This window comes from Bacteroidales bacterium, assembly GCA_018334875.1.
GTDB lineage: Bacteria > Bacteroidota > Bacteroidia > Bacteroidales > UBA12077 > JAGXLC01.
This window is the reverse complement of the sequence record JAGXLC010000164.1, coordinates 1-8,955: the sequence shown is the minus strand read 5'-3', so window position 1 is coordinate 8,955 and position 8,955 is coordinate 1. Positions and strand designations below refer to the sequence as shown.

Annotated in this window: 9 protein-coding genes; 1 reads left to right on the top strand and 8 read right to left on the bottom strand. The window is 42.5% G+C overall.

Annotated elements, in window-relative coordinates; all coding sequences use genetic code 11:
* Positions 1 to 265 precede the first annotated feature (265 nt).
* From KGY70_12890 to KGY70_12875, 4 genes are all read right to left on the bottom strand, one after another.
* Positions 266 to 844, bottom strand: a complete 579-nt coding sequence (locus tag KGY70_12890; protein MBS3776082.1) for an NAD(P)H-dependent oxidoreductase — start codon at positions 842 to 844, stop codon at positions 266 to 268.
* A 183-nt stretch (positions 845 to 1,027) separates the two neighbouring features.
* Complete coding sequence (locus KGY70_12885; GenBank protein ID MBS3776081.1) at positions 1,028 to 1,588, bottom strand: peroxidase-related enzyme; 561 nt, start codon at positions 1,586 to 1,588, stop codon at positions 1,028 to 1,030.
* Between the two features lie 37 nt (positions 1,589 to 1,625).
* Entirely contained in the window at positions 1,626 to 1,889 is a 264-nt protein-coding gene (locus KGY70_12880; protein MBS3776080.1) for a hypothetical protein, read from the bottom strand.
* Between the two features lie 35 nt (positions 1,890 to 1,924).
* The gene (locus KGY70_12875) at positions 1,925 to 2,488 is read right to left on the bottom strand and encodes a sigma-70 family RNA polymerase sigma factor (protein ID MBS3776079.1); all 564 of its coding nucleotides are present in this window, start codon (positions 2,486 to 2,488) and stop codon (positions 1,925 to 1,927) included.
* A 226-nt stretch (positions 2,489 to 2,714) separates the two neighbouring features.
* Here KGY70_12875 and KGY70_12870 point away from each other — a divergent pair, with 226 nt between their 5' ends.
* The gene (locus tag KGY70_12870; protein MBS3776078.1) at positions 2,715 to 4,325 is read left to right on the top strand and encodes a sulfatase; all 1,611 of its coding nucleotides are present in this window, start codon (positions 2,715 to 2,717) and stop codon (positions 4,323 to 4,325) included.
* Between the two features lie 590 nt (positions 4,326 to 4,915).
* Here KGY70_12870 and KGY70_12865 read toward each other — a convergent pair.
* From KGY70_12865 to KGY70_12850, 4 genes are all read right to left on the bottom strand, one after another.
* On the bottom strand, positions 4,916 to 5,206 hold the full coding sequence (locus KGY70_12865; GenBank protein ID MBS3776077.1) for a GIY-YIG nuclease family protein: 291 nt from the start codon (positions 5,204 to 5,206) through the stop codon (positions 4,916 to 4,918).
* A gap of 221 nt (positions 5,207 to 5,427) precedes the next feature.
* The gene (locus KGY70_12860; protein ID MBS3776076.1) at positions 5,428 to 5,943 is read right to left on the bottom strand and encodes a hypothetical protein; all 516 of its coding nucleotides are present in this window, start codon (positions 5,941 to 5,943) and stop codon (positions 5,428 to 5,430) included.
* Between the two features lie 293 nt (positions 5,944 to 6,236).
* The gene (locus KGY70_12855) at positions 6,237 to 7,469 is read right to left on the bottom strand and encodes a hypothetical protein (protein ID MBS3776075.1); all 1,233 of its coding nucleotides are present in this window, start codon (positions 7,467 to 7,469) and stop codon (positions 6,237 to 6,239) included.
* A 216-nt stretch (positions 7,470 to 7,685) separates the two neighbouring features.
* Positions 7,686 to 8,678, bottom strand: a complete 993-nt coding sequence (locus KGY70_12850) for a dihydroorotate dehydrogenase-like protein (protein MBS3776074.1) — start codon at positions 8,676 to 8,678, stop codon at positions 7,686 to 7,688.
* Between the last annotated feature and the right edge of the window lie 277 nt (positions 8,679 to 8,955).

The following is an 8,955-nucleotide window of genomic DNA, read 5'->3' as shown; positions in this document are numbered from 1 at the left end:
CTGTCTATAATATCCGCTGGCTGCGTTACGCTCGTTTTTCATGCCAGTCGATTACATCAAGTAAACTCCTGGCATTCAAAACTCGCAAGCCTTGCCAGCGAACATTCTAGACAAGACTCTTTCAAATTTCTTTGACTTTATGGACAAACACTAATTAAATTCATTGCAAATATAATGAACATATGTTCAAAATACAAATAATGGTCGGTAAATTTATCAATGGCTTCTTTATTTCAGAAATCTTTTTATATGTTCAGAGATTTGATTAATATGGTGTTCCTTTGTCCCTTTTACTTTTCAGAGCCTCTGCATACCAGAGGAATTCATCCAGAAAACGGGAGGTTGAGGGATCGACATGTTCGTTTTGGGGATTCAGGTTTTCATCAAACAGATTTCCAATACGCGGAAAGGGCTGTATGGATGAAATGGCTGGCATGCCCAGCTCGGCTAAAATGACCCTGAGATGAACGGCAGCTCTCATACCTCCAAACATACCTGCTGAATAGGAAGCTATGGCAGAAGGTTTGAAAAGGTATTCACTCTGAAAGTGATCTAAAATATTTTTAAGAGCCGGCGGGATGCTGTGGTTATATTCCCCCGTTACAATAAGAAATCCGTCTGATCCGGCAAATTTTCCCGCCAGGTCTTCCATGGGTTCCGGCGCTGTTCCGGGATCATATTCTTTATACATTTTGTCGAGAAGCGGTAAACGATACTCCAGGGGATCGATAAAGTGAACGTTTATCTCTCTTTCCCTGAGTTTACTATCAAGGTATTTTGCTGCTTTGATTCCCTGCCTGTTGGTTCGGACAGAGCCGTAAATGATACTGATAGTTGGTGTCATGTTTTATGTATCTGGTTCAACTTGTATTTGATTTTTCCTTTGTTTTCTCATTGGTCAGGTCATTGCCCACAAATTGAATTGTACCGTCCTCGTTGTTTGCCCTAATTAGAGCCTTCATGGCTCTATCGCCGTTTTTCTCACACACAGGACACCAGTCGGCTTGGTTCTCTTTGGTCTCTTCGCTTAAAATTTATATCCTTTTACTTCTTCTTCATCGGCTTCTACACCCAGGGAAAGGACAATCCGGTTTACAAAATTAAAGTAGGCCACCACCAGGGTAGCGTCTAATATGGCATTATCGCTGAATCCTTTGTTTTTCAAAAATTCAATACGGGAATCATCTGTAAAACTGCCCGGGTTGATTGTCAGTTCCTTTGCAAAGCGGCACAAGGTTTTCTGGTGTTCGCTCAATCCGGCATCTTCTAAATTGCTGATTAACCGGTTGATTCTCTCCTCATCTTTCCAGTAGTGATTAAGCGCCTCCGCATGATGCAACCTGCAATATTCACATTCATTAAATACCGATACGATCACCGCCATCATCTCCCTGTCAGCTCTGGATAATTCCGACTTTGAAAACATGATTTCGAGGTACAAATCGATATGTTTTATAATGCTTTCAGGTCGCAGACTTTGTATTTTATGGATTTCCGCAATTTTCCCCCTTTTTTCCATTATGTCGTCATAAATTTCTTTAAGTCTGCCGGTGGCTTCTTCGGGTTGAATGACCTGAATTCTGCTCATAACTGATTTTTGTAGACTCTACTTAATCTATTGATTATTAATTTTTATGGGCCAGTTTATCGTGAATGAGTTGTTTTAATTGATCAACATCCTCCTGGGAAAAGTCTTTTTTACTGCTTTTTGCAATTCCCTTTTCAATTAATTCGCTTTGTTTCTCATAGTGCGTACACGCGCTACACATCATCTTGTGGGTTTTTAACTGCAGTTTTTCCATCCATGAGAGTCCAAAGTGCATTCTTTTTTCAATCAGTTCTGTTGCTTTCTTACACGAAAGAAAGAGTATGTGCATAATTTTCTTCATAATGTCATTAATCTTTCACTTATTTATTTTTTTGTTTAAAGGTCTGTTATCCAGTTTGTTTCAATACAATCTCTCAACTGCAGTTTGGCTCTGTGGATGATCTGCCAATAATTAGAAGGGGAAATTCCAAGTTCCTGACAAATTTCCCTGCCTTTTTTGCTGAGAAGATATTTTAATTTTATTGCTGTATTCCACGTATCGGGGAGCGCTTCAAGGCATTCATCAAGTAATTTTTGAAAATTTGTATCATCCAGAAGATGCTGTTCATCTTCCTTCCAGTCCCCGGGTAATTTATCCTTGTTCCAGGTTCCTTCTTCATCGAAGAATCTGGAAAAAAACTGATGGTCGATATTTACCGTCTGATTGACTTTTTTTCGGTAATGGTCTGTGATTTTGTTGTTAAGGATGGCGAAAAGCCAGGTTTTCGGGGAGCTGTTTCCTTTGAAGGTATCAATTTTTTCTGCAGCCGCCAAAAATGTATCCTGCACAAGGTCTTTGGCTATTTCCGCATTGGATACTTTGTGTAATGCCCAGGAATACAAATCGCCCGTGTACTTTTCAACCAGATCGTTCAGATTGATTGTTTTGTCAGCATTCATACATTCTTAAAACTTTGAATACAAATTTATACATCTTTTTTTTAACAATGATAATACCAGAATGTTTATCATTCTTTTCCAACGGCAATTTATTATAAAAAATAGCAAGGATTGATTCAAGGATAATTTTGTGTCTATCCGGCTTTTTTCATTTTTTACTATTTTTAAAATCCTTATATTTGTTTTCAATCATTGCTTTTAAAATACAACCAAAAACCCTCATATCATGAAACCATCTTATTTTTTCATCAATGCATTAGCAGGCACGCTTATGTTTAGTGCATTTGGCTGCGGCCAGAAGGAGAAGCCCCATGAAAGAAAACGCCCGAATATTCTTTTCGCCATGGCAGATGATGCTTCTTATCCTCATATGAGCGCCTATGGCACCGAATGGGTAGAAACCCCTGGTTTCGACCGGGTGGCCGAAAACGGCATCCTTTTCAATAATGCTTATGTAAACAATGCCAAAAGTGCTCCCTGCCGGTCCATCCTGCTTACAGGCCGGCATTCCTGGCAACTGGAAGAGGCTGCGAACCATGTACCTTATTTCCCCGAAAAATTTAAGACCTATGCCGAGGAACTTTCCGATTCCGGTTATTTTGTAGGATATACTGGTAAAGGCTGGGCTCCCGGGGATCCGGGGACAAGAAACGGCGAGCCGCGCCATCTGACCGGCACACCCTACCAATCTGAGACAACCGAGCCTCCGGCTTCCTATATTTCCAATACCGACTACGCGGGCAATTTCAAACAGTTTCTGGATGACCGTTCGGGGGATAAACCTTTCTGTTTCTGGTATGGCGGCTATGAACCGCACCGGGCATATGAATTCCGTGCCGGTATAAATAAGGCCGGAAAGCAGTTATCGGATATTGATGATGTATATGATTTCTGGCCTGACAATGATTCGGTGAGAAAAGACATGCTGGATTATGCTTACGAGATTGAATATTTTGACAAGCACCTACGTCAGATGCTAACCTTGCTTGAAATGCGGGGAGAACTGGAAAATACCCTGGTGGTGGTCACTGCCGATAACGGTATGCCGTTTCCCCGGATAAAAGGTCAGGTCTATGAGCCTTCCAATCACATGCCGCTGGCCATTATGTGGGCAGAAGGTATTGTGAACCCCGGCCGAAAAGTAGATGATTTTGTGAGCTTTGTCGATTTTGCGCCCACCTTTCTTGAGCTGGCAGGGGTTAATCCTGAGAAAACAGAGATGGAGCCCATCGAAGGCGAGAGCCTGATCGATATTTTCTATTCTGAAAAATCGGGTTTGGTTGATACCACCCGAAATTACGCCCTGATAGGTAAGGAGCGGCACGATGTGGGCCGCCCGGATGACAATAGCTATCCTGTAAGGGGAATTGTCACCGACCAATATCTGTACCTGAGAAATTTTGAACCTTCCCGCTGGCCTGCCGGACCACCGGTAACAGGTTACCTGAACTGTGACGGTAGTCCTACAAAAACTGTCGTGCTCGATCGCCGGGGTGAGTCAGAACCACAAGATTACTGGGAGCTTTGCTTTGGCAAGCGACCCGGGGAGGAGCTGTATAATATACAGAAGGATCCCGACTGTATGAACAACCTGGCCGGTGATCCGGAATTTGAAGAGGTAAAAAACCGGTTGCAGGAGCAATTGTTCAGTAAGCTGAAAGAACAGGGAGATCCCCGGATGTCAGGCGAGGGTGATGTTTTCGACGAATATGAATATGCCGGCGAAGCCCACCGCAATTTTTATAACCGCTATATGGAGGGCGAAGACATCGACGCCGGCTGGGTCAACGAGTCTGATTTCAGGGTGACAAGAGAAGAATGGAAGAAAAGGAATTAGATGCGTAGAGACAGGCCATGGCCTGTCTCAATGGATGGCATGAAAATGATCATTCTGGCAGAATAGCCGGGAATAGGAAAAATAGTGAGCAGGGGGTAGTGAGTTACATGTTATAGCAGTAGAGACGCAATGCTTGCGTCTCGGAGGTCAATCTGCCAGGAGATCAGTAGAAACAGGAAGCCGGAGAGACAGCACAACAGGGAGCAGGGAATCTATAGAATGATTGATTGGAAATGGTGAATGCCACAGGTACATCTTCATTCCGGCTGAAGCGCTAGCGGAAAGCCGGAATCCTGGCTTTGGCATTCAAATAGGATATTGCTTGCAGCACAAAATGGGATTTATCAGATACTATATCTAATGTTCGGTCAAGATTCCTGATCTCCGCTCCGCTACGTCAGGAATGATGTGGACCCCAAGATTGAAGATATAAATATGTTTTCGGTATGAAAAGACCCGAAGGTTTTTAAAATTAACTTTAGTTTTAAGCTTATCTAAATCTACGACCTTCAGCTAAAAGTTCATTCCGGCTGAAGCGCTAGCGGAAAGCCGGAATCTTGGCCTTTGCTTTGGTTTATATTTCTTGTCTATTACTCCCAGTCCCACGCAAGGTCGTTCCATTGTGGATTCATGGATTCAATGAGCTGAATTTTCCAGTCTCTTTTCCATTTTTTCATTCTGCGTTCTCTCAGAAAAGCTTCCGAGTTGGAATCAAATTGTTCATAATAAACAAGTTTATCCAGGTGATATTTCTTTGAAAAACTATCTACTTCCTTCCTTTTGTGTTCACCGACTCTGCGCTCCAGATCATCTGTAAAACCTATGTAAAGTGTTCCATTTCTTTTATTTGTGAGTATATAAACAAAATAGGTTTTAGTCATCCGGAGAATTATTTTTCAGGAAAGATAATATTTTTTTGATTTCTTTTTGAAAGATAAAAGCAAGTGGATTTCAGATATTATATTCAATGCTCTGCCGAGATTCTCCGATTTTCATCGGGGCAGGCTTCGATTTTTCCCATTTTCAGCGAGACTTCTTCAGGAATGATTTGAACCTGAGCTTTGCAGATATATAGCTTAAGCAGGAAATCGGTTGAAACTTCTTACCCATTCTTATCAGAATTCTGATTGTCACTTCGCTTTTTCATCAAATCGTTGTAGAGCTTTTCCTGCTCCCTGATGAGGTTGCACATGTTGCAGTAATTGGGATAGGGACAGGAGGATTCCTCAAACTCACATACATCAATGTAGTTGACTCCCATCCCGGTATAGACTTGTTCGCTTTTCCATATTTTCCTGAGCATTGGATATCGCAGATGCATAGGTACCCTTGGTGGAAAATCTGTATAAAAACCCCACGTCTGCATCAGTTCTTCCATAGCTTTACTCAGACCGGCCTTTTCCTCTTTAGTTAATAAATGTTCCGGCGGAAAAGCTGCCCTTGGAATTCCTAGTATTTCCTCTAATTTCCGGGGATTGCCGAAGTGGTATTCTTTGGGCTGGCAGAGTTGGTTTAAGAGCGTATCTTTGCCTTTTGCTTTTTTGCTTCCTTCTCTTTGATTTGCCTGTTCCGCTGCTTCCTGCAGGTCGTTGATCAACTCTTCAATATATGGTTTCATTTAAAGTCCTGTTCTTTAAAAATCCTCGTCGCGAATATATAAAAATTTAAGGCGGCGATTCGATTGTTGAAATAATTGCATTTTTCATAATGTATATGTAATTTAAGGGGTCTTTGTTCATTTTCTTACTGATTTTTTTATTGATTTTTTGGAGTGGAGATGATTAAATTCTTTTTTCAACTGATTTATAGGAAAGGATTGTTGAATGACATGCTGCGTTGCCAACTGGCTAAATATACTTCAGTTTTTCTGTCAGCCCCGAAATGATATGCTTTTCCTGGTCGAGTCCAGAATTATTGGTTAGCAAAATCATTGGGCACATAATAGGTGTTGCCTGTTTCCGGGCGCCTCTGAAGGGTGACGGTTTGGGAAGCTGTGTCGGAACAGCCTTCATCGGAAACTGTCACATCTATTGTGTATTCTTGCGAAGGACTGTCCGGATTTGTATAATTGCTGAAAGTGGCCTGGTTTTCATTTTTCGTTATGGAGATGTCGCCATTTTGGGAATTTGTTGCAGGAGATATATCCCAGTCATAGGATGAAGCACCGGCAGGTTCTGCTTCGAATGTATAGCTGATTCCCTCGCTGTAACAAGCCGGGGTGCTGCCCGAAGTGAGGGAGATGGAAGCGGAAAGGGTACACAGGTTATCACAATATACTACTGCAGAATCGGAAGCATTGAAGGTATTACCTCCGTCGTTGGAGTATTGTATGCGGTAGAATCGGGTTTCTGTGGAAGTGATCGTAAGCGAGCCTTGTCCGTCCGTTCCGGTTATTTTGGAGTAAGTTTCTCCATCTGGTGACTCCTGCCAGTAGAGCTCATCCATTGATTCAGCATCAGAAAAATAGAGTGTAACACGCTGTGGTGAACGATCGCAGATGTCCGTGCTCTGAGGTCTGATGGTATATTGTCCGCTATTGACCGGATCTTGGCCCTTGTAGTAATCGTAAACATCAAGGCTGTCGCTGACCAGGTCGGTGGAGTCGTTATTGATGGTATTGCATTCAGTGTCCGTACAATTCTCTTTATCCCCACCTATATACATATTATCTCCATTTCCATCAGAGATTTCTCCCGAGTTTTCATTGTTGAATATCAGATTTCCTTCAATAATCAGATATCCATTAGGATCTATTTCTATCAAGTTTTCACCGCTGAGGTCTCCATAAATGATCAACATCCCGCCCTCTCCGATATACAGATTGTTTTTGTTGGCAAAATTCAAGTTCCCGTTTACTATCAAGGTATCTCTGACTACCAATGCCGAATCACCTTCACCCGGAGGATTTCCTCCAAGATTAAAGTTCAGTGTGGAATCGTTGGGTTCGGGTTCCCATTCCACCAGACCTTCAATGACTGCATAATCATCATTGACCGGATCCTGTTCGTAGGAGCCGTCGATCCATGTTGCAGCATCATCCCAGTATCCGGTATGGTTGTCTTTGGACTCATACTGTCCGAAAACCTGAGTAGTCAGGATGAATCCTGCTAAAAACAGCAATATTTTAGCGTACTTAGCCATCATTGGATTATGATCTCCGAACAAATATACCCAAAAAAAGAAGTATTGTTGTTTAATTTTTATAGAATGGTTATTCTATTTGACAAACGATTGGAATACCTATGATCAGAAAGCCATAAATGATGTGTCAGAAAAACCTTAGAGCAATTACTGATGAAAAGCAATGTTATTCAATGGCCTCGTCCTTATGAATGAGAATTACCGGAGGTTTGATACCATCTAATATTTTGCGTCTCCGTAGTTGGAGTAGTACCTCATAAACTGGCTCCGTTCATACATCATCGGCTGCTTGATATGGGCCTGGCTCAGCTTACCCCTGAAATCGGCGAGGCTTTGGTAGCCTTTGGAATCCATCCAGCTTTCCATCTGCTGGAGCATGGTGCCGATATGGCTTTCGGAATTTTTATACAGCGCCGATACCACATGGGTGGCTTTGGCACCGACCAGAATGTTTTTAATCACTGCATGGCCGTCATGTACTCCCGTGGAAGCGGAGAGGTCGCATTCTACCTGGTCGTAAAGCATACCGATCCACCGCAGGGAAGTGCTGATATCATGAGGATGGCTGAAGATGTGGGAGGGCCTGATCTCTTCCTTATCCAGGTTGACATCTGGTGAGTAAAAACGGTTGAAAAGCACCATGGCGGAAATACCGGTTTTGGAGAGGTCAATGAATGTTCTGGCCAAACCGGAAAAATACGTACCAAGCTTCAATGCCACGGGAATGCTTATATGCTGTTGGATGTTGTTTACCACGTCAAAATACACCTTTTCAAGGGTGGAGCCATCATAGGAGGGATCATTGGGCATAATGAACACGTTGAGCTCCAGGCCGTCGGCTCCGGCTTTTTCAATTTGCCTGGCAAAATCCACCCATTCGCTGGAAGAAATACAGTTGATGCTTGCAATGACGGGGATATCTACAGCGTCTTTTGATTCCCTTATAAGATTGAGGTATTTATCCAGGTTGTGCTTTTTGGTATAGAAAGCCACATAGTTTTCCACGTCATTGAAAGACCCGTACATGTTATTGACGCGCTGGGCATCCACCTCCATCATGATCTGTTCTTCGAAGAGGGATTTCAGCACCACAGCACCAGCCCCGGCATCGGCCAGCTTTTTGATCTTTTTTGCCTTGTTGGTCAGTTCAGAGCTCCCTACGATGATGGGGTTTTTCAGCTCCAGTCCCATGTATGTTGTCGATAGATCCATAATATTATGTTTGAGGTTTAACGTTTGATGCATAAATACTTGAATTTATTATTTGAGTTGGCAGTTGGCAAAAAGCAGTTGGCAAAATTTGCCAGAATCTTCTAACTCTTGTGCTTATAATCAATAATTTGACAATGTAACCATGTAACAATCTGACCGTCGCCTTTCTACTCTTAGCCTTAGCCTCAGCCTCAGCCTCTTTTTTATCAATGTAACAATTTATCAATGAACTCAAGCCCCTCTACCTCTTAGCCTCAGCCTCAGCCTTCTTTTAATA

Coding starts and splice junctions, on each gene's coding strand:
- KGY70_12890 (MBS3776082.1), bottom strand. CDS start 844: ATGACACCAACTATCAGTATCATTTACGGCTCTGTCCGAACCAACAGG.
- KGY70_12885 (MBS3776081.1), bottom strand. CDS start 1,588: ATGAGCAGAATTCAGGTCATTCAACCCGAAGAAGCCACCGGCAGACTT.
- KGY70_12880 (MBS3776080.1), bottom strand. CDS start 1,889: ATGAAGAAAATTATGCACATACTCTTTCTTTCGTGTAAGAAAGCAACA.
- KGY70_12875 (MBS3776079.1), bottom strand. CDS start 2,488: ATGAATGCTGACAAAACAATCAATCTGAACGATCTGGTTGAAAAGTAC.
- KGY70_12870 (MBS3776078.1), top strand. CDS start 2,715: ATGAAACCATCTTATTTTTTCATCAATGCATTAGCAGGCACGCTTATG.
- KGY70_12865 (MBS3776077.1), bottom strand. CDS start 5,206: ATGACTAAAACCTATTTTGTTTATATACTCACAAATAAAAGAAATGGA.
- KGY70_12860 (MBS3776076.1), bottom strand. CDS start 5,943: ATGAAACCATATATTGAAGAGTTGATCAACGACCTGCAGGAAGCAGCG.
- KGY70_12855 (MBS3776075.1), bottom strand. CDS start 7,469: ATGATGGCTAAGTACGCTAAAATATTGCTGTTTTTAGCAGGATTCATC.
- KGY70_12850 (MBS3776074.1), bottom strand. CDS start 8,678: ATGGATCTATCGACAACATACATGGGACTGGAGCTGAAAAACCCCATC.